The organism is Roseobacter sp. FCG-D35, assembly GCF_033436665.1.
GTDB lineage: Bacteria > Pseudomonadota > Alphaproteobacteria > Rhodobacterales > Rhodobacteraceae > JAWQFO01.
This window is the reverse complement of the sequence record NZ_JAWQFO010000003.1, coordinates 492,086-515,815: the sequence shown is the minus strand read 5'-3', so window position 1 is coordinate 515,815 and position 23,730 is coordinate 492,086. Positions and strand designations below refer to the sequence as shown.

The 23,730-nt window shown below is 63.3% G+C and carries 23 protein-coding genes and 1 tRNA gene; 11 read left to right on the top strand and 13 right to left on the bottom strand.

Going from position 1 to position 23,730, the window contains the following annotated elements; all coding sequences use genetic code 11:
* Window positions 1–7 precede the first annotated feature (7 nt).
* From R5H30_RS10835 to R5H30_RS10820, 4 genes are read left to right on the top strand one after another with little or no spacing between them, the layout of a single operon-like run.
* Window positions 8–934 carry a carbohydrate ABC transporter permease gene (locus tag R5H30_RS10835; protein WP_318328312.1) on the top strand — a complete coding sequence of 309 codons (927 nt, stop codon included), beginning with the start codon at window positions 8–10 and terminating at the stop codon, window positions 932–934.
* A 10-nt stretch (window positions 935–944) separates the two neighbouring features.
* On the top strand, window positions 945–1,784 hold the full coding sequence (locus R5H30_RS10830) for a carbohydrate ABC transporter permease (protein WP_318328311.1): 840 nt from the start codon (window positions 945–947) through the stop codon (window positions 1,782–1,784).
* Window positions 1,781–2,809 carry a Gfo/Idh/MocA family protein gene (locus R5H30_RS10825; RefSeq protein WP_318328310.1) on the top strand — a complete coding sequence of 343 codons (1,029 nt, stop codon included), beginning with the start codon at window positions 1,781–1,783 and terminating at the stop codon, window positions 2,807–2,809. Before R5H30_RS10830 ends, R5H30_RS10825 begins: the two co-directional genes overlap by 4 nt.
* On the top strand, window positions 2,806–3,816 hold the full coding sequence (locus R5H30_RS10820) for an ABC transporter ATP-binding protein (RefSeq protein ID WP_318328309.1): 1,011 nt from the start codon (window positions 2,806–2,808) through the stop codon (window positions 3,814–3,816). The genes R5H30_RS10825 and R5H30_RS10820 overlap by 4 nt, the downstream gene beginning before the upstream one ends.
* A 6-nt stretch (window positions 3,817–3,822) precedes the next feature.
* Here the strand turns inward: R5H30_RS10820 and R5H30_RS10815 are convergent, their stop codons facing one another.
* Window positions 3,823–4,125, bottom strand: coding sequence for a hypothetical protein (locus R5H30_RS10815; protein WP_318328308.1), 303 nt, complete (start codon window positions 4,123–4,125; stop codon window positions 3,823–3,825).
* 175 nt (window positions 4,126–4,300) lie between these two features.
* On the opposite strand from R5H30_RS10815, the gene derI reads away from it, so the two are divergent.
* The 4 genes from derI (at window position 4,301) to R5H30_RS10795 (ending at window position 7,748) form a co-directional block, all read left to right on the top strand.
* Complete coding sequence (derI, locus tag R5H30_RS10810) at window positions 4,301–4,756, top strand: D-erythrulose-4-phosphate isomerase (protein WP_318328307.1); 456 nt, start codon at window positions 4,301–4,303, stop codon at window positions 4,754–4,756.
* 126 nt (window positions 4,757–4,882) lie between these two features.
* Entirely contained in the window at window positions 4,883–6,100 is a 1,218-nt protein-coding gene (locus tag R5H30_RS10805; protein WP_318328306.1) for an MFS transporter, read from the top strand.
* A 173-nt stretch (window positions 6,101–6,273) separates the two neighbouring features.
* Window positions 6,274–6,582, top strand: coding sequence for a hypothetical protein (locus R5H30_RS10800; RefSeq protein ID WP_318328304.1), 309 nt, complete (start codon window positions 6,274–6,276; stop codon window positions 6,580–6,582).
* Window positions 6,583–6,638: 56 nt separating this feature from the next.
* Window positions 6,639–7,748: a sensor histidine kinase gene (locus tag R5H30_RS10795; protein ID WP_318328302.1), complete on the top strand. Its 1,110-nt coding sequence runs from the start codon at window positions 6,639–6,641 to the stop codon at window positions 7,746–7,748.
* A gap of 227 nt (window positions 7,749–7,975) precedes the next feature.
* On the opposite strand, the gene R5H30_RS10790 is transcribed toward R5H30_RS10795, so the two are convergent.
* The 7 genes from R5H30_RS10790 to R5H30_RS10760 all read right to left on the bottom strand — a co-directional run bounded on the left by R5H30_RS10790 (window position 7,976) and on the right by R5H30_RS10760 (window position 15,760).
* Window positions 7,976–9,175 (bottom strand): mandelate racemase/muconate lactonizing enzyme family protein, encoded by a 1,200-nt coding sequence (locus tag R5H30_RS10790; protein WP_318328301.1) that lies wholly within the window; start codon window positions 9,173–9,175, stop codon window positions 7,976–7,978.
* A gap of 66 nt (window positions 9,176–9,241) precedes the next feature.
* A complete protein-coding gene (locus R5H30_RS10785; RefSeq protein ID WP_318328300.1) occupies window positions 9,242–9,985 on the bottom strand; it encodes a ribonuclease activity regulator RraA in 744 nt (247 codons plus the stop codon).
* Window positions 9,982–11,181: a mandelate racemase/muconate lactonizing enzyme family protein gene (locus R5H30_RS10780; RefSeq protein ID WP_318328299.1), complete on the bottom strand. Its 1,200-nt coding sequence runs from the start codon at window positions 11,179–11,181 to the stop codon at window positions 9,982–9,984. The genes R5H30_RS10785 and R5H30_RS10780 overlap by 4 nt, the downstream gene beginning before the upstream one ends.
* A 104-nt stretch (window positions 11,182–11,285) precedes the next feature.
* Window positions 11,286–12,380 carry an ABC transporter ATP-binding protein gene (locus R5H30_RS10775; protein WP_318328297.1) on the bottom strand — a complete coding sequence of 365 codons (1,095 nt, stop codon included), beginning with the start codon at window positions 12,378–12,380 and terminating at the stop codon, window positions 11,286–11,288.
* Window positions 12,381–12,415: 35 nt separating this feature from the next.
* Window positions 12,416–13,267: a carbohydrate ABC transporter permease gene (locus tag R5H30_RS10770; protein ID WP_318328296.1), complete on the bottom strand. Its 852-nt coding sequence runs from the start codon at window positions 13,265–13,267 to the stop codon at window positions 12,416–12,418.
* Entirely contained in the window at window positions 13,264–14,220 is a 957-nt protein-coding gene (locus tag R5H30_RS10765) for a carbohydrate ABC transporter permease (protein WP_318328295.1), read from the bottom strand. The genes R5H30_RS10770 and R5H30_RS10765 overlap by 4 nt, the downstream gene beginning before the upstream one ends.
* 70 nt (window positions 14,221–14,290) lie before the next feature.
* A complete protein-coding gene (locus R5H30_RS10760; RefSeq protein ID WP_318328294.1) occupies window positions 14,291–15,760 on the bottom strand; it encodes an extracellular solute-binding protein in 1,470 nt (489 codons plus the stop codon).
* A gap of 241 nt (window positions 15,761–16,001) precedes the next feature.
* Between R5H30_RS10760 and R5H30_RS10755 the strand changes: the two genes are divergently transcribed.
* Window positions 16,002–16,658, top strand: coding sequence for a GntR family transcriptional regulator (locus R5H30_RS10755; RefSeq protein ID WP_318328292.1), 657 nt, complete (start codon window positions 16,002–16,004; stop codon window positions 16,656–16,658).
* A gap of 130 nt (window positions 16,659–16,788) precedes the next feature.
* Here the strand turns inward: R5H30_RS10755 and R5H30_RS10750 are convergent, their stop codons facing one another.
* The 5 genes from R5H30_RS10750 to R5H30_RS10730 all read right to left on the bottom strand — a co-directional run bounded on the left by R5H30_RS10750 (window position 16,789) and on the right by R5H30_RS10730 (window position 20,653).
* On the bottom strand, window positions 16,789–17,757 hold the full coding sequence (locus R5H30_RS10750) for a Gfo/Idh/MocA family protein (protein WP_318328291.1): 969 nt from the start codon (window positions 17,755–17,757) through the stop codon (window positions 16,789–16,791).
* 200 nt (window positions 17,758–17,957) lie between these two features.
* A complete protein-coding gene (locus R5H30_RS10745; RefSeq protein WP_318328290.1) occupies window positions 17,958–19,007 on the bottom strand; it encodes a hypothetical protein in 1,050 nt (349 codons plus the stop codon).
* Window positions 19,008–19,016: 9 nt separating this feature from the next.
* On the bottom strand, window positions 19,017–19,841 hold the full coding sequence (locus R5H30_RS10740) for a hypothetical protein (protein ID WP_318328289.1): 825 nt from the start codon (window positions 19,839–19,841) through the stop codon (window positions 19,017–19,019).
* A 372-nt stretch (window positions 19,842–20,213) separates the two neighbouring features.
* Window positions 20,214–20,290 (bottom strand) — tRNA-Arg (locus R5H30_RS10735).
* Window positions 20,291–20,341: 51 nt separating this feature from the next.
* Window positions 20,342–20,653, bottom strand: a complete 312-nt coding sequence (locus tag R5H30_RS10730; RefSeq protein WP_318328288.1) for an ETC complex I subunit — start codon at window positions 20,651–20,653, stop codon at window positions 20,342–20,344.
* Window positions 20,654–20,844: 191 nt separating this feature from the next.
* On the opposite strand from R5H30_RS10730, the gene uvrB reads away from it, so the two are divergent.
* Together uvrB and R5H30_RS10720 are read left to right on the top strand one after the other, a co-directional pair.
* Window positions 20,845–23,049 (top strand): excinuclease ABC subunit UvrB, encoded by a 2,205-nt coding sequence (gene uvrB, locus R5H30_RS10725; protein WP_318328287.1) that lies wholly within the window; start codon window positions 20,845–20,847, stop codon window positions 23,047–23,049.
* 400 nt (window positions 23,050–23,449) lie between these two features.
* Window positions 23,450–23,722, top strand: coding sequence for a hypothetical protein (locus R5H30_RS10720; protein ID WP_318328285.1), 273 nt, complete (start codon window positions 23,450–23,452; stop codon window positions 23,720–23,722).
* The last annotated feature ends 8 nt before the right edge of the window (window positions 23,723–23,730 follow it).

Sequence of the window (23,730 nt, the reverse complement as noted above, 5' to 3'; positions counted from 1 at the left end):
CAGCGAGATGGCAAGCCCCGACACATCGCCGAAACGACGCTGGCACATCGCCGTTTTCCTGGCCCCGGCCGTGATCGTCTACACCGCGGTGATGATCTATCCGCTGTTCAACACGCTGCGCCTTTCCTTCTTCGCCGAGGTCGACCAGAGCCGCGTCTTCGTCGGGCTCGACAACTTCCGCACCCTTTTCGGCAACGCGATCTGGTCCGATCAGTTCTGGAACGCGCTGCGCAACAACGCCTGGTTCTTCCTGATCCACATGCTGGTGCAGAACCCCGTCGGCATCGCGCTGGCCGCGATCCTGTCCTCGCCGCGGCTGCGGTTCGCGGCACTCTATCGCTCGGCCATCTTCATCCCGACGATTCTCAGCTTTGTGATCGTGGGCTTCGCATGGAAGCTGATCCTCTCGCCGATCTGGGGCATCGCGCCGGGACTGCTCGATGCCGTGGGGCTGAAATCGCTCTACGCGCCCTGGCTCGGGAAAGAGGAATACGCGCTGACGACGCTCAGCCTCGTGTCGGTCTGGCAGTTCGTCGGTATCCCGATGATGCTGATCTACGCGGCCCTGCTGTCGATCCCGGACGAGATCCTCGAAGCCGGGGAATGCGACGGCATCACCGGCATGGCCGCCTTCTGGAAGATCAAGCTGCCGTTGATCCTGCCCTCGATCGGCATCATCTCGATCCTGACCTTCGTGGCGAACTTCAATGCGTTCGATCTGATCTACGCGGCGCAGGGCGCGCTGGCGGGCCCGGATTTCTCGACCGATATTCTCGGCACCTTTCTTTACCGGACCTTCTTCGGCTTCCAGCTACAGCTCGGCGATCCGCACATGGGATCGGCCATTGCGAGCGCGATGTTCGGGATCATCCTGATCGGGGTCTGCATCTACCTCTTCGGCATCCAGCGCCGCCTGCGCAACTACCAATTCTGAGGATGTGGCGATGAACAAGGCTCGACGCAGCACCGGCAACACCCTCGCGGCCCACGCGATCCTGATCCTTTACACGATCATCGCGCTGTTTCCGGTGTTCGTGATCCTCGTCAACAGCTTCAAGACCCGCAAGGCGATCTTCCGCGAGCCGCTCGCCCTGCCCGACGCCGAGACCTTCAGCCTGATAGGCTACGAGACCGTGATGCGGCAGGGGGACTTCTTCCTCTACTTCCAGAACTCGATGATCGTCACGGTGGTCTCGCTGTTCTTCATCCTGCTCTTCGGCGCCATGGCCGCCTTCGCACTGGCCGAATACCCGTTTCCGGGCAACACGCTGATGGGCCTCTACCTGGCACTCGGGATCATGATCCCGATCCGCATCGGCACGGTCGCCATTCTCGAGATGATGGTCTCGACCGGCCTCGTGAACACGCTCTGGGCGCTGATCCTGGTCTATACCGCACAGGGCCTGCCGCTCGCGGTCTTCATCCTGTCTGAATTCATGCGCGGCGTCTCGGACGATCTGAAGAACGCCGGGCGCATCGACGGGCTGTCCGAATACGCGATCTTCTTCCGGCTCGTCCTGCCGCTGGTGCGCCCGGCGATGGCGACGGTGGCGGTTTTCAACATGATCCCGATCTGGAACGACCTGTGGTTCCCGCTGATCCTGGCACCGGCAGAAGAGGTCAAGACACTGACCCTCGGCAGCCAGGTCTTCATCGGGCAATTCGTGACCGACTGGAACGCCGTGCTCTCGGCGCTGTCGATGGCGATCCTGCCGGTGATGGTCCTTTATGTCATTTTCTCGCGGCAGCTGATCCGCGGCATCACTTCCGGAGCGGTCAAATGAAGGTTCTCGTCGCCGGTCTCGGCAACATGGGGCGCAGCCATGCGCTGGCCCTGCATCACCATCCCGACGCCGAGATCGCCGGATTGGTGAACCGATCCGAGGTCGATCTGCCGGAGGCGCTGCGCGGCTACCGGCGCTTCCCGGAGTTCCACGCGGCACTGGCCGAGACGGACCCCGATCTGGTCGTGATCGCCACCTACACCGACAGCCACGCCGACTATGCCGTGGCCGCGATGGAGGCGGGCGCGCATGTCTTCGTCGAAAAACCGCTGGCCGGAACCGTCGCCGATGCCGAGCGCGTCGTCGAGACCGCCCGGCGTCTGAACCGCAAGCTCGGCGTCGGTTACATCCTGCGGCACCACCCGAGCTGGCAGCGCCTGATCACCGAGGCGCGTGGCCTTGGCGGGCCCTACGTGTTCCGGTTAAACCTCAACCAGCAGTCGGACGGCCCCACCTGGGAAACCCACAAGGCGCTGATGCAGACCACCTCGCCCATCGTCGACTGCGGCGTTCACTATGTCGACGTGATGTGCCAGATCACCGACGCGAAACCGGTGCGTGTGAACGGGATGGGCCTGCGCCTGTCCGACGAGATCCCGCCCGAGATGTACAACTACGGGCAGTTCCAGGTGGTCTTCGACGACGGTTCGGTCGGCTGGTACGAGGCGGGCTGGGGCCCGATGATGTCCGAGACTGCGTTCTTCGTGAAGGACGTGGTATCGCCCAACGGCGCGGTGTCGATCTCGGACCCGGACAAGGGCGACAGTGACGACGTCGACGGGCATACGCGGGTCGGCAGCCTGATCGTGCACCGGCCGAGCAACGACGAGGTCATCGATCTGCCAGACGAACCCGGCCACCAGGCGCTCTGCGACGCCGAGCAGGCGTGGATGGTCGACGCGATCCTGACCGACAGCGATCTTTCGCGTCACATGCAGGATGCGCTGCAGTCGCTGCGCATCTGCCTTGCCGCCGACGAAAGCATCCGGACCGGCCAAACCGTAACCCTGGGGGAAACCGCATGACCGCGTTGAAGCTCGAGAACGTCAACAAGTCCTTCGGGCAGGTCCACGTGCTCAAGGACATCAATCTGACGGTCGAGGACGGCGAGTTCGTCGTTTTCGTGGGGCCGTCGGGCTGCGGGAAATCCACGCTATTGCGTGTGATCGCGGGGCTCGAGGACGCCTCGAGCGGGACGATCAGCATCGGCGGCGACGTGGTCAACAGCGTGCCGCCGGCCAAGCGCGGCATCGCGATGGTCTTCCAGTCCTACGCGCTTTATCCGCATCTCAACGTCAGGGACAACATGGGGCTCGGGCTCAAGCAGGAAGGCCAGCCGAAGGCGATGATTCAGGAGCAGGTCGGCAAGGCCAGCCGGATGTTGTCGCTCGACGACTACCTGTCGCGTCGGCCCGCCGAGCTGTCCGGCGGGCAACGCCAGCGCGTCGCCATCGGGCGGGCCATCGTGCGCGATCCGAAGCTGTTCCTCTTCGACGAACCGCTGTCGAACCTCGATGCCGCGCTGCGCATGAACACGCGCGTCGAGATCGCCGCGCTGCACCGCTCGCTCTCGGCCTCGATGATCTACGTCACGCATGACCAGATCGAGGCGATGACGCTCGCGGACCGCATCGTGGTGCTGCGCGACGGGCGTATCGAGCAGGTCGGAAGCCCGATGGAGCTCTACAACAACCCCGCCAATCGCTTCGTCGCAAGCTTCCTCGGCTCACCCTCGATGAACTTCCTCGACCGGTCGGTGCCGGACGTGCCGGGCGACCAGACCCTGGGGATTCGCCCCGAGCACCTGAGCCTTGCCCCGGACGGACGCATTCGCGGCGAGGTCACGCATGTCGAACGCCTCGGAGGCGACACCAACCTGCTGGTCCGGTCCGAGCAGGGCGAGATGCTGACGGTGCGCCTGTTCGGGCAGGATAACACGCCGGTCGGCGCGACGGTCGGGCTCGACTTCGACGACGCCGAGGCATTCTTCTTCGATGCTGCCCAGAACCGTCTCTGGCCCGAAGCGGCCTAGGTCGGATCAGCGCAGGGAGATGAGACGCAGACGCGGCGCTGGCGTGGCTTCGCGCCGGGCAAGTCGCAGCCTGGCGGCTTCGAGCTTCGTGCGCGCGGTCTGAAACTGCAGCATCGCGCGGCTGCGCGCGTCATAAAGCCTGCGCACCTTCGAGCCGGGATCGCCGATCGTCACACGGTGCGCCATGGTCATTTCGGGAAACCAAGCCTTAACTTCAGACTGCGCAACGCTCCAGGCGCGGTCCGCGTCGAGGTATCGGCGGTAGGTGGTGACAAGCACCCTGCGCCGCTTTTCCAGATCGGTATGCATTGTCGCCTCATCGCAAAGGGCACTTTGAGAATAGCATAAACGAGCGCGCGGATCGACAGGCTTCCGCGCGCCCGCAACGCCGCGATCTGCGATGCGTCTTGAAAGCTACGTCGTCGCCACTCTGGACTTTTCGGGCGGAAATGCGGCCAATGAGCGCAAGACGAGGAGGTCGAGAATGAAGATCGCGATTGCAGGGGATAGCGCCGGGGCCGGGCTGGCCAGTCTTCTCGCCGAACATCTCAAGGCGAGTCACGAAGTTTCGGAATTGTCCCGGTCACAGGACGTTTCGGACGAGTTCTACGCCGACCTGTCCGATCGGGTGGCATCGGCCGTGCTGGAGCGGGCCTACGACCGCGCCATCCTCGTTTGCGGCACCGGCATCGGCGTGTGTCTTTCGGCCAACAAGGTTCCGGGCATCCGCGCTGCACAGTGCCACGACACCTATTCCGCGGCCAAGGCTGCCACTTCGAACAATGCCCAGATCATCACCATGGGCGCGCGGGTGATCGGCCCCGAACTGGCGAAGGACATCGCAGAGGCGTTTCTCGCCGCATCCTTCGACCCCGAGGGACGCTCCGCCGGAAATGTCGGCGCGATCGACGCGGTGGATGCAAAGTACCGCAAGGCTTAACGACGGTTTGCAGCCGCCACCGAACCTGCGCTGACACCGGGCAGCCGTCGAGGCTTCGATGACAGGATCTTCGAGGAAGGCGCGTTAACGCTTGCCCCCGGGGCAGGTTCGTCGGAGAGAGACGGCATGAAAAACCGCCCCTTCCTCTTCATCCTCGCGACCCTGCTCATCGACGCGATCGGGATCGGGATCGTCTTCCCGATCATGCCGGACCTGATGGCCCGCGTGGGGGCGGCGTCGAATGCCGAAGGCTCGCTGTGGGCGGGCCTGCTGATGTCCGCCTATGCCGGCGCGATGTTCCTCTTCGGACCGGCCATCGGATCGCTCTCGGACGCCATCGGGCGCAAACCGGTTCTTCTGGCCGCGCTCGGGTTGCTGGCGATCGACTATGTCGTCATGGCGCTTGCCGGATCGTTCTGGCTGCTGCTGGTCGGCCGACTGGTCGCGGGCATGGCGGGATCCACCTATATCACCGCGACCGCCTATATCGCGGACATCTCGACGGCCGAGGAGCGGTCGGCGCGGTTCGGCCTGATCGGCGCGGCCTTCGGCATCGGCTTCGTCCTCGGTCCCGCCCTCGGCGGCGTCGCCGCGACGATCCATCTGTCCGCACCGTTCTGGATCGCGGCAGCCATGTCGGCCGCAAATGTCGCCTTCGGCCTTTTCGTTCTGCCCGAGAGCCTGCCGGCGGATCGCAGGCGCCGCTTCGGCAGACGCGAGCTCAATCCGTTCGCGCAGATCCTCGACGCCTTCCGCATCCCGAATCTGGGCATTCCGCTGCTGATCCTCTTTGTCTTCGAGTTCGCCAATATGGTCTACCCGACGCTCTGGGCGTTCTGGACTCGCGAAGTCTTTGCCTGGTCGACGGCGATGATCGGCATGTCGCTGGCCGCCTACGGTATCATGCTCGCCGGGGTGCAGGGCGGGCTGATGCCGCTGCTGGTTCGCTGGCTGGGCGAATTCCGCGTGCTCGTCATCGGGCTTCTCGCGGCACTCGTGGGCATGATCGGCTTCGGCTTCACGACCACGCTTGTCGGGCTTGCCGTATTCATAGTCCTGGCCGCGCTGTCGGACCTGGCACCGCCGCTTTTGACGGCGATGTCCGCGAACCGCGTCGACGAACGGCGGCAGGGCATGGTGCAGGGCGTCATCGCCTCGCTGGCCTCTTTCGCCTCTGTCGTGGCGCCGCTTGTCCTGACCTTCGTCTTCGAGTTCTTCACGGACGACGGCGGCGCCTACGTTCCCGGCGCCCCATTCCTTCTGTCGGCCCTGCTGATCCTCGCCATTCTGCCCTTCGCCCTCAGGCTGGGCCGGCGCGAGCAGACCGCGCGAAGCGGGACCTGAGGCCGGTGGCGCGGTCGCGGGGACCGGGCGCTCCCATGCGGTCACGCCGGTGTTCCTTTCGCAAGATTGATAAGCGGCGCAAAGGGTGGCAGGCTTTCGGCGTGCCATCCCAGACAAGGAAACGGTTCGTGCGCCACCTTTGCCTTATTCTCGCGCTCGCTGCGACAATCAGCATGATCGCCCCGCGCGCGGATGCGAACGCGCTGCTGCGTCAGTTGTCCCGCTCCGGACTGACCCAGCAGGACGTCGACATGATGGTGCGCGCCGGCGCCACGCTTTATGCCGATGGCCGGGCCAGCGCCGGAGACGACACGATCTGGTCGAACCCGGCGACGGGCTCTTTTGGCCTTGTCGAAGTCGCTTCGGTCTCGGGGGAATGCGTGTCCCTGACCTACAAGTTCCGCACGGCGCGCCGATCGGCTGTGCAGAGCGTCGCGGGCCGCCGCTGCCTCTCTGGTAATCGCTGGGTCTCGACCCCGTGACGCTGCGCTGAGACCGCCCCTCCCCGTTTGACACTCATTGTGCCGCAACACGGCGAATGTTACCAATCGGCGTCAACAAGTTGGCGGCGCGGTTCCGCTTCGTGGAGAAGTCGTTGGTCACCGATACCGAGATGAAGACGGAGACGGGCTGGCCCGTCGAGCGGTTCGTGCAGGCCATCGATCTGCCGAGCCTGTTCCAGCCCCGCATCGGCGTTCTGCAGGCGCAGATCGTCATCGGCCTGGCCTGCTGCGTACTGGCAATCCTGACACGCGAAGCCGTCGATCTCGCTCTTCCCGGGGCCGGTCCCTTCGCGCTGACCATGCCTTTCGTTCTCTTCGCCACGCTTTTCGCGCGCTGGCAGGCCGGCGCCGTGGCTCTCGTGCTGTTGGCGCTGTTCGCCTGGTACTACGTGTTGCCCGCGCAGGGGTCGTTCCAGTTCGAGAACGCCTCGGACGGGCCGCGCGTTGTCGCAAACGTTCTTGCCGGTGCAGCCGTGGTGGCTCTGGGCGAATATTTCCGGCGCGTCGTGCGCAAGACACTCGCCCAGCGCGACCGGATCGCGGACGAGCGCCTTTTGCTGCTGCAGGAACTCGACCACCGGGTAAAGAACAACTTTGCCATCGTGGGGTCGATGATGCGCATGGAAATGCGCGGATCGGAATCGAAAGAGGTGCAAGACGCGCTCAGCAAGATCTCGGGGCGTGTCGACAGCATCGCGCGCGCGCACGGCGATCTTTACCGGGATGCCAACGCGGTCGGAAAGGTGCAGATGCGCCTCTATCTCGACAGCCTGTGCCGCTCGATCGGCGAAGGGTTCTTCACCGACCGCGACATCCGGATCGAAACCCTCGTCGATCCGGTGTCCTGCAACAGGGATACCGCGATTTCGATCGGACTGATCGTTAACGAGCTTTGCACGAACGCATCGAAACACGCATTCCAGGGCCGCACGCGAGGTCGCCTGACCGTCGAGCTCAAGACCGTTCCCGAGGGTCTGTTGATCGCGGTAGAGGATGACGGCATCGGCGTTCAGGGCGCGCGGACCTCTGACAGCCGCTACGGCAGCCTGATGGTCAACGCGTTCGCAAATGGTCTGGGCGGCGAGCTGCGCCATGTCCCCACTGCGCGCGGCGCACGCTTCGAGGTGATCGCGACCTCATCCTGAGGGACGGGCCGCAGTGGCGCGGCTTCCGACGAGCGGCCCCCTCAAGCTTGCTGGCGGGTACATCGTAAAAGGAACGAAAGTCCTCGCCGAACATAAAAACAGGGGCGCAACCCAGCCACCTTTCCTCGCCGGCAAGGAGCGCTCGTTTGCGACAGGTCACGTTCTCCACCCCGGCAGCGGGCCTGCGACAGCAGTCGGACCCGCCACCAAGACCGCGCCAACGCCCGTCAATCGAAGAAGTCGCTGTCTCCTTCCGACAGGTAGCGGCGGGCTTCGGACGGGACGAGGTCGACGCCAAGGCCCGGACGGTCCGGCACATCGATCAACCCGTTTCGCACCGGAACCCCGTCGAATCCATCGGTGATGTCGTACCAGAACGGCTCGAACCGGGCCGGGTATTCGAAGGCGATCAGGTTGTCGGGTAGCGTGGCGCAAACCTGGATCAGCGCCGCCAGCCCGAGGATCCCGTTGGCGGTTCCATGCGGAGCGATGGCGATCCCGTGCAGGTCGGCGTGCTCGGCGACCCATTTGAGCTCGGCCAACCCGCCGACGTCGCATGGGTCCGGTCCGATGACGTTGACCGCGTGGCTTTCGATCAGGTGCTTGTAGTTCTGCCGCAGATAGATCTGTTCGCCGGTGTGGATCGGCGTGGTGGTCGCATGGGTCACGTCTCGGTAGACGTCGTGGTTCACGTAAGGGGAATAGTCCCCGGTGATCGAATCCTCGATCCAGAGCAGGTTCAGCTTTTCCACCGCGCGCGCGAACTTGAGCGCGTCCTGCGGCATGTAGCCCGGCCCGGCGTCCACCGCGAGACCGCAGGCGCTGCCCAGCGTCTCCTTGGCGCTGGTCACGCAGTCGACCAGATGCTGCATCCCGTCTTCGGTCATCACCCCCTTGTGCGGGTAGGGAAACGGCGCGTCGTGCTGCACGTCGCCATAGAAGTAGTTGGGAAAGTCCCTGACCATGGACGAATGGAACGAGGTCGGCAGCTTGAACATGGTGAAGCCCTCGGGCAGGGACTTGCCGTATTCGGCCCATGTCACGTAATCCTCGGGCGTGTGTCCGACACCCACCTCGTGCTGATAAAGTGTCCGGTAGGTCCGCACCTTGTCGCGCACCTTGCCGCCAAGCAGTCGGTACGCGGGAACGCCCGCCGCCTTCCCGGCGATGTCCCAGAGCGCATGCTCGATGGCGCTGACGGCCGAACCGAAGGGCTTGAAGCCGCCGCGCACCCGAATACGGCGCATGACCCGCTCGACGTCGCGCGGCTCCTGCCCCACGATCCAGTCCTTGAGCTGCAGCACCATCGGCTGCACGTAGGGTTTCGGCGTCTCGATCTGGCTCCAGCCGGTGATGCCCTCATCGGTCAGGATCCTGATCACGGGGCTGTCCGCGATGACCGCGCATTTGAGATCGGTGATTTTCACCGCCTGTTCCTCCTGAGTGTCTTGTCGAGAAAACGGGTCTGTTCCTGCCCGCCCGGTTTCGGATGTCTACTGGTCGCGTTCGGCCTTCCAGGCCTGGTATTCGGCCCAGGCGTCGGTGCCTTCCTTCAGCGGATAGTAGCGGCGCAGGTCGCCGCCCTCGCTGAGGCGCAGACGCGAGAACTCTTCCCATTCGACATGCTTCCGCGCGCGCTCGACCAGCTTTTTCGCATGGCTGATCGGCACGACCACGGCGCCGTCGTCATCTGCGATGATGATGTCGCCCGGCGCCACGTAGCAGTTGCCGCAGGCGATGGGCACGTTGACCGCGTGCGGGAAGATGCTGCGCTGGGTGTGGTAGTTCGGGGTCACGCCCCTGATCCAGCAGCCGATGTCGATGGTCTGGATGTTCGGCCAGTCGCGCAGGCAACCGTCGATGATCACCCCCTCGCCGCCACGGCCCTTGAGGTAGGTCATCATCATCTCGCCGAAGACGCCGCTGTCCATCTTGCCGCGCGCGTCGACCACCACCACGTCACCCGACTGCGCATGGTAGAGCGCATGGCGGTGCAGCTGCGCCTCGGGGTCGCCGTACTCGTCGTCCTGATAGACATCTTCGCGCAGAGGCAGGAATTGCAGGGTCAGCGCCGGACCGACGATCGATTTGCCCGGCGTCCAGCTGGTGATGCCTTCGATATGAGTGTTGCGGACCCCGAGACGATGAAGCTCGGCGCTTGCGGTCGCCGCGCCGACGCCGCGCAGCGCCTCGATCAGCGCGGGGTCGGGCCGCTTGATGTCGGGCGTGTGGGTCATTCGAAGAAATCCTTGTCATCGTCCTTGAGGTATTGTTGCGTCCTGTCGGGGTTGAGCTCGACCCCCATGCCCGGCCGGTCCCAGACTTCGATCATGCCGTCCTTGACCAGCGGATCGGGCAGCCCGTCGACGATGTCGAACCACCAGTCGGGCCGGCCTGTAGGCAGTTCGAAGCCGATGTAGTTGAGCGGCATCGTGGCGCAGACCTGCACCAGCGCGGCAAGGCCCAAAAGCCCGTTTCCGGTCCCGTGCGGCGCCATGAGGATACCGTGCAGATCGGCGTATTCGGCGATCCACTTGATCTCGGCAAGACCGCCGACGTCGCACGGGTCCGGGCCGACCACGTTGACCGCGTGTCCCTCGATCAGCGCCTTGAAATTCTGACGCAGGTAGATCTGTTCACCGGTATGGATCGGCGTGGTCGTGGCCTGCGTAATGTCGCGGTAGACGTCGGCGTTGACCCAGGGCGTGTAGTCGCCCGTCACCATGTCCTCGAGCCACATCAGGTTGAAGGGCTCGACGGCGCGGGCGAACTTGAGCGCGTCAGGCGGGGTAAATCCGGGGCCGCAATCCAGCGCCAAGCCGACCTCGTCGCCCAGCACCTCCTTCATCGCGGCCACGCAGTCGATCAGATGCGCCATGCCGCGTTCCGTCATCAGGCCGCTGGTGTTGAACCCGTGGAAGGGGTTCGGCTTTTGCGGATCGCCGTAATGAAAATTGCGGAATTGGTCCTTCATCGGACTGTGAAAGGCGACACCCATCTTGACGAAGGAAAAGCCGTGCGGCAGCTCCTTCATATTGCGAACCGCGTCGGCATAGTCCTCCGGGTTCGTCGATGTCATCTCGCTGCGGACTGCACCGTTGTAGACGCGGACCTTGTCGCGCACCTTGCCCCCGAGCAGTTTGTAGACCGGCACGCCCGCCGCCTTGCCGGCGATATCCCAGAGCGCATGCTCGATCATGCTGATCGCGGCGCCCCAGGGCTTGAATGCGCCGCGTTTGCGGATCCGCATCATCACCCGCTCGACGTCGGTGGGATCCTCGCCGAGAATGGCGTCCTTGAAGTGCAGCACGAAGGGCTTGAGGAACGGCTTGAAGTATTCGCCCTCGCCGTAGCCGGAGATGCCTTCGTCGGTGATGATGCGGACGACCGGGTTGTCGCCGATGACCGCGCATTTCATGTCTGTGATCTTCATCGTCTGGTCTTCCACTCGTTTCGTGTCGCCCGCGGGCTGCGGGTGGCGCTCTCAGGGTCTTGGTACATCGCGCCGGACCGTGCGGACCGGCTTCGGCGGCGGCGTCAGTCCGGCGGAATGCGTTCTTCCGTCGCCGCGTCGAAGATGTGCAGGCGCTCCTGGTCGATCTCGATCCAGACCTGCTGGTCTGCCCGGATTCGGCGCTGCGGATCGGTGCTGATCACGATGGTCTTTGCGTCGACCTCGGCATGCGCATAGGTCAGGTCGCCAGTCGGTTCGACGGTGTAGATCTTCGCGGGGATGGCGTCGGGTGTTTCCGTGTCGTGCAGCAGCAATGTGCTGTGCCGGGCCCCGAGCACGATCTCGGACCCCGAGGCCTTCTTGGCGCAGGCCGCGTTGCGCGGCGAGAGCGGCAGTTCCCAGCCCTGCCCCACCGCGTAAACGGTGCCGCCGCGATCCTCGACAGAGGCCGGCAGCAGGTTCATCGCGGGGCTGCCGACGAAACCCGCGACAAATAGGTTCGCGGGCTCGCTGAAGACACGTTCCGGCGCATCGTATTGCTGAAGCACGCCGCCGCTCATCACCGCCATCTTGTCGGCCATCGTCATCGCCTCGAGCTGGTCGTGGGTGACGTAGATCACCGTGGCGTTGAGATCCTGGTGAAACCGTTTGAGTTCGGCCCGCATCTGCACCCGCAGCTTCGCATCGAGGTTCGACAGCGGCTCGTCCATCAGGAACACTTGCGGATCGCGCACCAAAGCGCGCCCGAGCGCCACGCGTTGCTGTTGCCCGCCGGAAAGCTCGCGCGGGCGCCGTTCGAGAAGATGGGTGATGTCGAGAAGTGCAGCGGCCTCCTCGACCTTGCGGGTGATCTCGGGCTTCGCCACCTTGCGCATCTTCAGCGGGAAGCCGAGGTTCTGGCGCACGGTCTTGTTGGGATAGAGCGCATAGTTCTGGAACACCATCGCGATGTCCCGGTCCTTCGGGTCCAGATCGTTGATGCGCCGGCCACCGACGTTGATCTCGCCGTTCGTGATGTCGAGCAGACCGGCGATCAGGTTCAGCGTCGTGGTTTTGCCGCAGCCCGACGGTCCGACGAGGGCCACGAACTCGCCGTCCCCGACCGTGAACGAGACATCCTTGACCGCCTCGAAGGCGCCGTAGGTCTTGACCACGTTGCGAAATTCGACCTGCGCCATTCAGGCTCCCCCTGCAGTTTGGTGTCGTTGACCGCTCATGCCTTCACCGCGCCTTCCGTCAGGGCCCGGACGAAATACTTCTGCAGCACCAGGAACATGACCACGACCGGAACGCTCATGATGAAGGACGCGGCCATGAGCCCCGGCCAGTTCGTGGCGTATTCGGTGAAGAACCGCTGCAGACCCACCGGAAGCGTCAGCTTCTCGTCGCTGTTGAGGAAGGTCAGCGCGTAGACGTATTCGTTCCAAGCGGTAATGAAGGAATAGATCGCCGTCGCGATGATGCCCGGTGCCGAAAGCGGCATGACGATCATCCAGAAGGCCTGGAAGCGCGTGCAGCCATCGATCCGCGCCGCTTGCTCCAGCTCGACCGGAATGTTGTCGTAGAACCCCTTCAGCAGCCAGATCGAAAGCGGCAGCCCGAAGGTGAGGTAGGTAATCACAAGCGAGGAGTGCGTGTTCACCAGACCCATCCAGCGCATCATGATGAAAAGCGGCATCAGGAACACGACCGCCGGGAACATGTTGCGGAACAGCACTGAGAAGAATAGCGCATTGCGCCCCGGAAAGCGGAAGCGGGCGAAGGCATAGGCCGCCGGAACCGCCACCGCGACCCCGAAGATCGTGGTCAATGTCGAGACAACGATCGAGTTCCACATGTAGCGCAGGAACTGTCCGCCGATCTCGTTGGTGGGCGAGAGAAGACGGTAGTACTGCTCGAGCGTCGGGTTGTCGGGAATGAATTTCGGCGGGTACTGGATCGCGGCGAACTGGCTCTTCACCGAGGTGATCAGCATCCACAGCATCGGCAGGACCGAGAACAGCAGAAGCAGGATCAGGAATATCCAGCCGGTGATGTTCCAGCCGCCCAGCGTTCTCGTACTCATGCGCCGTGCCTCCTGTCGTCGCCGGCGGTCAGCGCGCGGACGTAGAAGTATCCCAGGATGACCATCACCACGAACAGGATCACCGAGTAGGCCGAGGCGATGCCGAAGCGGATCCGGCCAAAGGCGATCTGGTAGATCTGCGTGATCCAGATATCGCTGGCCCCCGCCGGGCCGCCGCCGGTCATGATCCAGGGAATGGTGAAGTGGTTAAGGTTGGCCACGAAAAGCAGCAGCACCGTGATGATCAGCACGCCCTTGAGATGCGGCAGGGTGACGTGGATGAACTGGTTGAGCGGACTGGCCCCGTCGACGCGGGCCGCGCGCAGCAGCTGTTCCGGCACGGTCTGCAGCCCGGCGAGGATCATGATCATCGCGAAGGGAAATTCCTTCCAGACATTGACGACGATAAGTGCTGGCAGCACCCGGTCGACGTTGTCGAGGACGTTCAGCTTCTCGTCCGCGAGGCCGAGCTGGATCAGCGCCGAGCCCAGCACCCCGAGATCACTGTGGTAGATCCAGCGCCAGACGTAGGAGGCGGCCACCGCGCTGATGACGTAGGGGATCAGCAGCAGGCCGCGCAGCAACCCGCGGCCGATGAATTCCTTGTTGAGCACCAGCGCCGCACCGAAACCCAGCACCACAGCGAAGAAGGTCGACCAGACAGTCCAGACCATAGTGTTGATGGTGACGTCGTGAAAGCTGCTGGAGCTGAGCAGGCGGATGTAGTTGTCGATGCCGACGAAAATCTTGTCGCTCATCGCCAGGCTCGGCGGTGTTTTGTAGAAGGACAGCACGAAGGTGTAGTAAATCGGGTAGGCGATCACGAGCAGCATCACGATCAGCGCCGGGGCGATGTACATGTAGTCCCAGCGGCCGTCCCAGATCCGGCCCAGCAGCCCTCGGCTGGATTTTTGGGACGACAGGTCCTGACCGTTCGAGACGGATTGACTCACTTCACTCACTCCGGGTGGACTTGGGCGTGCCCGGCCGGACTGCTCCGGCCGGGCGCTGCACGTCGTGCGATCAGATCCCGTCAAGCAGGTTCTGGATGCGCTCTTCCGCCTGTGCGGTCGCCTCTTCGACCGACATCTTCTCGGTCATCACGTTCTGCAGCATTTCCGGGATGATGATGTTCATGATCTCGGTGCTCTCGGCGACGACCGGGAACGGGATGCCGCTGGGCAGCATCGAGGTCGACACGTCGAGAAACTTGATCGTGTCGAGCCGCTCCTTCATGGCGGTGGTCTTGAAGCCGCGCGTGTTGCCCGGGTTGGACCCGGTCCAGTGCAGCTTGGTCGACCATTCCGGGCCGGTCATGAAGCAGATCAGCGCCAGCGCCGCGTCACGGTCGAATTCCCCCTCGACGTTGTCGGGGTTCATCAGGTGGACGTTGCCGCCGCCGAAGACGACCGCGCGCCGTTCCGCGCCACGCGGGATCTTGCCGTAGCGCATGTTCTCGACGACCTTCATCGCCGCTTCCTTGTCCGATCCGGTCGCGTTGTTCGCCCGGTCCAGCATGGTCCCGTATTCGCTGGGATGCGCGATCACCATGGCCAGTTCGTTGGCGATGAACGGGTCCTGGTTCTCGGTCTGGGTGTTGGTCAGGGCCGAGACCGGCACCGATTTGTCCCGAACGTACATGTCATAGTAGTTCTGGACCGCCTTGCGCGCGCCCGGCGTATTGATCTGAATTGCCTCCAGCGTCGGTTCCGCCTCGGCTTCGTCCAGCGCACCGCCGCCTTCGCCCCACATCATCGGCATGAAGCGGAACGGCGTGTTGCCGGCATTGACCCGCGCGACGAGCCCGTAGCCGTTCTTGCCGGTCTTTTCCTTGATCTGCTTGGAATAGGCGACGACGTCGTCCCAGGTTTCGGGTGCCTTGTCCGGGTCGAGCCCAGCCTCCTCGAAGATGCCCGCGTTCCAGATGAAGGCCATCGTCTCGTTGTTGGTCGGGATTCCCCAGGTTTTGCCGTTGAGCGTGACCGATTTCATCGCGCCGGGCCAGAATTCGTCCACGGAATACCCGACATCCTCAGGGCCCAGCTCGCTGAGCTGACCTTTCGACGCGAACTCCGATCCCCAAAGGATCGGCAGGCGCGCCACCGTCGGGGCCGCGTTGCCGAGTGCGGCTGTGCGCAGCTTGTTCAGCAGGTCGTTGTAGCCGATGTTCTGCGCGTCGAGTTCGATGTTGGGGTAGGTCTCGGCGAAGGCATCGAAAAACGCCTTCTCCATGTCGCGCTCGATCTGCGGGTGCGCTTCGGTGGTGCCGTAGTACCAGTAGGACACCTTCCCCTCGTAATCGAGCGGCGTGATCTTCGAGCATTCCTCGGCGGTATCGACGTCCTCCGTGCCGGCGATGCTGACGACGTGTTCGGGCGTCCAGGTTTCCGGATCGATCCCTGTCTTGCTCTCTTGGGCGATCGCGGTGGTGGCCAGCAGGACCCCCATCGCGGCACCCGTTGCATGCCGCGCCGCGGCAATAGATGAAAACATTTCCTCCTCCTCCTTGTAATTTTAGTTCGATTATTGCACACAATTTTGGTTAACGCGGTTCCTGTCAAGAGGTTTGTTCGCGGTGTGACCGGCAGTCGGGGACGTTTCTGGCGCGCCTGGCCTGGTCTGGTTGAGAGGGGGAAAGGCGCTAGAACGTGCCTCGCCGGACCTTGCCTGCGCGGGTTGCGCCATCGGGGGACAGCGCACTGTTCGTGCGGTACAAAAAGAAGAGACGACGACGATGGACAGCGAAACCGAATCGGACTTCGAGGAAGACAGCTCGCTCTACGAGCGACTACTCGCGGACATGACGTCGGGCATCTTCCGGAACGGAACGCCGCTGCGCGTTCAGGCCATCGCCAAGCGCTATGGGACCAGCGTCAATCCGGTCCGTGAGGTTCTGCGCCGGATGGAAGGTGAAGGCCTCGTGCGCTTCGAGAAAAACAAGGGGGCGACCACCACGACGCTGGACCGGCGCGCGGTGCTCAACATCTTCGAGTTGATCAAGCTCGTCGAACCCTACCTGGTCGCGGGCTTCGCCGAGACCTGCAAGCCCGACGACGTGGACATGCTTGCGCGGATCCAGGACCAGCTTCGAGAGGTGCCCGCCGACGACAGGCCGCGGTTCGGGGTGCTCGACATGAAGTTCCACCAGATCATCTCGGCCCGGCACTACAACGATCGTGCTGCGCGGACCTGGCTCAACCAGAGACAGCTGCTCAACACGCTGACCCGCAACAAGATCCTGACCAAGGGACGCCACCGCGACGTGCTGCGCGAACACGACCGGCTGATCGAGGCATTTCGCGCCAACGACAGGGCAGAGGCCACCAAGGCGATCACCGAACATATCGAAGGCGCCGGCCGGGCGCTGGTGTTCCACCTCGAAAGCGCCTGACCCGTCGAAACGGTGGGAATCGCTCGTCGGTTCTTCGAAACAATGACTGAAAACGGCTCAGCCGCCTTAACAATTCGGGAAAGACCCGGCCGAGGCCATGCCAGCGGATCAGGCCCGGAATCGCGAACTGTCAGGTCCCGGCGTAGATCGTCTCGAGCATTTCGTTCACCCGCATCGCCTCTGATGGTGGGCAAGGGTTCGGCGCATCGTCGAGAAAATGCGCGATCACGCGCTCTACAAACGGCTGATGGACATGCGGCGGGTCCGGCAGGTCGATCTCGCGCGAGCCATCCGGCCCGGTCAGCGTGATCGGCGACGGACGGAAGAACCCCATCGACGCCGAACCGGAACTGCCGTGGATCGTCACGCTTTCTTCCTTGGGCGTCGTTGCGTAAGAGCACGTTCCGACCGCCGTCAATGCCCCGAAGTCGATCAGGTAGGTCACGAGATCCTCGGCGGCGTAGTTGCCCGCCTGCCGCTTCGAGAGACCCCGCACGGCACGCGGCGCGCCGAAGACATGGCCCAGCCAGTCCAGCGCATGGGTCTGCATGTCGGCGAAGAACCCGCCCCCGCCGACAGCGGGATCGACCTTCCACGACTGGCCGGGTCGTGCGTCCGCGGGCATGAAATGACGCACCTCGATCAGCCTTGGCTCGCCGATCTCGCCGCCTTGAACGATCTCGCGCAACCGCTCAAACCGTGGCAGGGCACGGCGGTAGTAGGCGATGACAAGCTTGCGGCCCGTGTCGTTCATCGCGGCCTCCATCGACCGGCATTCGTCGGTGCTCAGCGCCATCGGCTTTTCGACCAGAACGTCCTTGCCCGCCCGCATCGCCCGGATGGCGTATTCGGCATGGGTCGAGGGCGGCGTCGCGATGTAGATCGCGTTCAACTCCGGCATGGCGAGCAGGGTGTCGGCCTTGTCCGTGGAACTCGCGATCCCATGCCGCCGCGCGTAATCCGCCGCCTTGTCGCCGTCGCGGCGCATCACGGCCGCAACGTCGGACCGGTCCGCCCCGCGCAGGGCCGGCCCGCTCTTGACCTCGGTCACGTCTCCGCATCCCAGGATACCCCAGGTGATCATGTCTTTCTGCGTCACGTCTTTCCTTTCCTCCCGTCCAGTCTGCGATCGCCCGCCCTGCAACCAGCCAGGGAGGGCCATTTTCGCGTCGACCGCAGATCGTTCTACCCGGAGGGTGTCGACGTTGAAACACCTGCCGGCCGGATATTCGGCTTTCGGTGTGATGTGGGGCGCGGGAAGCGTTTGGTTTCGATGAAGAACGCGCCGAAAATTCGGCCTTATTGACCTGGCTGTCTCACGTCGTCCCCATCCATGTGCGGAACGCGAACGCTTTCGACGAGCTCGCGGATCGCCAAGTCTGTTTGCCGGGCCATGTCAAAATTGCCGTCCGAGATCTCGAACTTGTAACGGATCGTGAGTCCATCTTGCAGCGCGTAAGCAGTGCTACAAATGTGGCCCGACCAACCACGCGGAAGACAATCTGTGGCCCACGGCAGGGAGCGCATCCCGACGAGGCTGCCTGCGTCCTTTGCCGCGATATGGGCTTTGGAATAAGGCCTGAAAGTTTCGGGTTGATCTGGGAAAGAGGTCCTGCAATGACCGGGGCGGGTCTCGTCCACAAAACACGCCCAGCAGTACTCAATTCCCTGTCGGGTGGTGCCGCAGTTTCCGAAGGTTTTTTTGTTCCTGTTGAAAGACCTATACGGGCGTTCCAGCAAGCTTTCGGACTGCGACACCGCAACCACGCGCAATTGGGTGACATCGAGTTTTTGAAGACCTTCCGTCTTTCGTCCGTCGAGATGCATCAGATAGTGGAAGGGAAGGCCGAAGGCATGCGCGCGCACCGGGTTCTCCGGGCAGCCGGCCTGCGCGTCACTTGTCGACATGGGATCTACGCGCGCACTTGAGAGGGTGATCCGATCATAGGGCAGGCTGAAGGCGAAGCCGGAGTCCAGACGGACAAAGATCATTCCGTCGGTATCTTCCGGACAGGCTGCGGGATCGAAGGGTATCTCCAGAAACCCTTTGGCCGATGCAGGGGAAACCGAAATCGAAAGCAGGATCGCCAGCAGCGCCGCTTTCAGGACATATGCGTTCGTCACGGACGCCGCTCCCACATAGTTTCCGTCAACTTGAGAGGGATCTGAAAGAAAATAATTTTTGTACGCATCTGTTTTTAATTTCTCAATAGAGGCAGCGCCCGATGCAAAGACTCTTAGGTCGTCCCAGAGAGCGGAGAGGTAGGACTTCTCCGTGTAGGTTGTTCCGTCAGATTCAGTTCTATAAATTCGAGTGCTATCGATAAAGAAAGTTTCTGCTTCGGACATTAGTCACCCCTATTGACCTGGCTGTCTTACGTCGTCCCCATCCATGTGCGGAACGCGAACGCTTTCGACAAGATCGCGGATCGCCAAGTCTGTTTGCCGGGCCATGTCAAAATTGCCGTCCGAGATCTCGAACTTGTAAAAAATCGTGAGTCCATCTTGCAGCGCGTAAGCAGTGCTACAAATGTGGTCCGACCAACCACTCGGAAGACAATCTGTGGCCCACGGCAGGGAGCGCATCCCGACGAGGCTGCCTGCGTCCTTTGCCGCGATAAAGGCTTTGGAATAAGGCCTGAAAGTTTCGGGTTGATCTGGAGAAGAGGTCCTGCAATGACCAGGTCGGGTCTCGTCCACAAAACACGCCCAGCAGTACTCAATTCCCTGTCGGGTGGTGCCGCAGTTTCCGAAGGTTTTTTTGTCCCTGTTGAAAGACCTATACGGGCCTTCCAGCAAGCTTTCGGACTGCGACACTGCGGCCACGTGCAATTGGGTGACATCGAGTTTTTGAAGAGCTTCCGTCTTTCGCCCGTCGAGGTGCATCAGATAATGGAAGGGAAGGCCGAAGGCACGCGCGCGCACCGGGTTCTCCGGACAGCCGGCCTGCGCGTCACTTGTGGACACAGGGTCCACGCGTGCCCTTGAGAGGGTGATCCGATCATAGGGCAGGCTGAAGGCGAAGCCGGAATCCAGCCGGACAAAGATCATCCCGTCGGTATCTTCAGGACAGGCGGCGGGATCGAAGGGTATCTCCAGAAACCCTTTGGCCGATGCAGGGGAAACCGAAATCGAAAGCAGGATCGCCAGCAGCGCCGCTTTCAGGACATATGCGTTCGTCATCGCAGCGCCTCGGTTCCGACAAGGAATCGAACCGCATATCCGGATGTCAGGCATGGAAGAACATGGCCGGAGGACGGCTGCGGGCGCGCGGAGGGATCAGACTTCGCCCCCACGGAAAATTCCGCGACTGATTGCATCGGATTCGCAGACATCACCGAACCGAAAGCCAAAAAGACGCCGGCCATGCGTGTATCCATTACCCTCTCCACCGTTCAATTGCTCCCGAGCACACCCGAAGGTTGCACAATGGGCGGTGTCGAACAAGTTTTTGTTGAAAGCTTGTCAGCGCACCGAGCGTCCAGAGGGCTGAAGCGCGCTCAGACCGCGATCATTGCGCGGACCGGGTCTGTCTCGATGGCTACTGCAAAAAGCTGGCGATCCCTCGAGGACTCGAACCCCGAACCTGCTGATTAGAAGTCAGCTGCTCTATCCAGTTGAGCTAAGGGACCGCTTGCGCAGGGTTTACCCGCAGCGCTTCGGGTAAGGCAAGCGCCCGTGCGTCAGTGGGTCCAGGCCCCTCGACGTGAGGTCGCGAAATTCTCGCCATAGCCGCCGGGGCGGATATTGGGCTTGCGCGACTTGGGTTCGAACACGTCGACCTCGATCCCGTGGTCGCGCGCGTATTCCAGCGCCGCTTCCTTGGTCTCGAAGCGCAGCCGCACCTGCGCCTGCGTGTCGTCCGAAGAGGTCCAGCCCATCAGCGGATCGACCTCGCGCGCCGAGGATTGCGGGAAATCGAGCACCCAGTCGCGCGTCCGCGCGGTCCCGGATTGCATCGCGGTTCGGGCCGGTCTGTAGATACGCGCGCGCATGATCGCTCTCCGTTGCGTTTCGGCGTCCCGGTTATCCCCGATCGGCGCACCCCCGGCAAGACCGGAATCGCGCCGCGCATGGGCGGCCACTCGGCCGGGCGATCCTGACAATTCCGGTCATCAGGCCCCTGCTGCCCCTTGAACATCGCGCGCCTGCGCGCACCTAATGGGCTGTCCCCGAGGAAAGCCCGATGCCCTACGCCCAGACCGACAAGTCGACCGCCGCGATGCCGCTTGCCAACCCCGCGCCGGACGTGCGCAGCCGCGAGAAGCTCGAAGGCGGCAGGCGGTTCGTCATGGCCACCGAGTTCGCGCCGGCCGGCGACCAGCCCACCGCCATTGCCGAACTCTCTGAGGGCGTGACCTCGGGCGAGCGCGACCAGGTGCTGCTGGGCGCGACCGGAACCGGCAAGACCTTCACCATGGCAAAGGTGATCGAGGAGACCCAGCGCCCGGCGATCATTCTCGCGCCCAACAAGACCCTCGCCGCCCAGCTTTACGGCGAATTCAAGGGCTTCTTTCCGGACAACGCGGTGGAATACTTCGTCAGCTACTACGACTACTACCAGCCCGAGGCCTATGTGCCGCGTAGCGACACGTACATTGAGAAGGAATCCCAGATCAACGAGCAGATCGACCGCATGCGCCACTCGGCCACGCGGGCGCTGCTGGAGCGTGACGACGTGATCATCGTCGCCTCGGTGTCGTGCATCTACGGCATCGGTTCGGTCGAAACCTATGGCGCGATGACGCAGGACCTGAAGACCGGCCACAATTACGACCAGCGCCAGGTGATGGCCGATCTGGTCGCCCAGCAGTACCGGCGCAACGACCAGGCCTTTCAGCGCGGGTCGTTCCGGGTGCGCGGCGACTCTCTGGAAATCTTCCCCGCCCACCTCGAGGATCGGGCGTGGAAGCTCAGCTTCTTCGGCGAGGAACTCGAAAGCATCACCGAGTTCGACCCGCTCACCGGCGAGAAGACCGACACGTTCGACAAGATCCGCGTCTATGCCAACTCGCATTACGTGACGCCGAAACCGACGATGCAGCAGGCGATCATCGGCATCAAGAAAGAGCTCAAGATCCGGCTGGACCAGCTGGTGAACGAGGGCAAGCTGCTCGAGGCGCAGCGGCTCGAACAACGCACGAACTTCGATCTCGAGATGCTCGAGGCCACCGGCGTCTGCAACGGGATCGAGAACTACTCGCGCTACCTCACGGGCCGCGCGCCGGGCGAACCGCCGCCGACGCTGTTCGAGTTCATCCCCGACCACGCAATCGTCTTCGCCGACGAAAGCCACGTTTCGGTTCCGCAGATCGGCGGCATGTACAAGGGCGACTACCGGCGCAAGTTCACGCTCGCCGAACACGGGTTCCGCCTGCCCTCCTGCATGGACAATCGTCCGTTGAAATTCGAGGAATGGGACGCGATGCGCCCGCAGTCGGTCTTTGTCTCGGCGACCCCCGCCACCTGGGAGATCGAGCAGACCGGCGGCGTCTTCACCGAGCAGGTGATCCGCCCCACCGGCCTTCTCGACCCGCAGGTCGAGATCCGCCCCGTCGAGATGCAGGTCGACGACCTGCTCGACGAGGTGCGCAAGGTCACCGCGGCGGGCTACCGGACACTCTGCACGGTGTTGACCAAGCGCATGGCCGAGGACCTGACGGAATACATGCACGAACAGGGCATCAAGGTGCGCTACATGCATTCAGACATCGACACGATCGAACGCATCGAGATTCTGCGCGACCTGCGCTTGGGCGCCTTCGACGTGCTCGTCGGCATCAACCTGCTGCGCGAGGGGCTCGATATCCCCGAATGCGGGCTGGTGGCGATCCTCGATGCCGACAAGGAAGGCTTCCTGCGCTCCGAGACCTCGCTGATCCAGACCATCGGCCGCGCCGCCCGGAACGCTGACGGGCGCGTCATCATGTACGCCGACCGGGTCACCGGCTCGATGGAGCGCGCCCTGGCCGAGACCGAACGCCGCCGCGCCAAGCAACTGGCTTACAACGAGGAGCACGGGATCACGCCCGCGACGGTGAAGAAGAACGTCGAGGACATCCTCGCCGGTCTCTACAAGGGCGACGTCGACATGAACCGGGTGACGGCGAAGATCGACACGGGGCTGGCCGGATCGAACCTTCAGGCCGTGCTCGACGGTCTGCGCGCCGACATGCGCAAGGCGGCCGAGAACCTCGAGTTCGAGGAAGCCGCACGGCTGCGCGACGAGGTCAAGCGTCTGGAGGCGGTGGATCTGGCCGTCGCCGACGATGCCTTGGCGCGGCAATACGCGGTTGAGAAGGCGTCGGAAGCAGCTGTGGGGTCCAAGGGTCGGTCGACGGCGGGACGGGCCGGACAGCGGGGTGGGAATGTGAAGCGGCGGAAGAGGTAGATTTAGAGTTAGTTTGGCTCTGGCGCGCCGACGGGCTGATGTCCGGGGCTCCGCCCCTTTTTTTGAAAGCGTTTAATATGCTGCCTCCGAGACTGGGATGCCGAGCACGGTTTAGCCGGTCCTTACGACACTGCGGATCAGGAACTCGGTGACCTATCGGATAAAGTCACGCGCCATGAGCCGCGGGCCCAGCAGTTTGACACGATGTATCCAAACATCGGGAAAACGCTTCCCCGGATAGTTTCTGGCCCTGCTCACATCTCGATGCTGTGCCTCCGGTGTTTTCCCATTGCCCGAATCCCCCAATTGCCCTAAGGGCACCACAGCCGGGGCGCGAGGCTCCGCACGGCCGCCGCAAGGGTTTCCCCCAGGGCCAAATCCTCTTCCCGAGAGACTTCACATGCGCGCTTTTCTTGCCGCCGCCCTTCTGGCCGTCGCCGCTCCGGCGCTGGCCGACGAAACCTCCGGCACCGTCCACAGTTTCGATGCCGCCACCAACGCCCTGACCTTCACCGACCGCACCGTCTGGCTGCTGCCCGCCGGTTTCGAGATGCCGCTGAACGTCACCGCCGGCGACAAGCTGCGGATCGTCTATGTCTCGAACGCCGACAACGGCTGGCAGAAGATCGTCCGCATCGAGCGTACCGAGGCGCGGCCCGGCCAGACCGGCTGATCTACGAT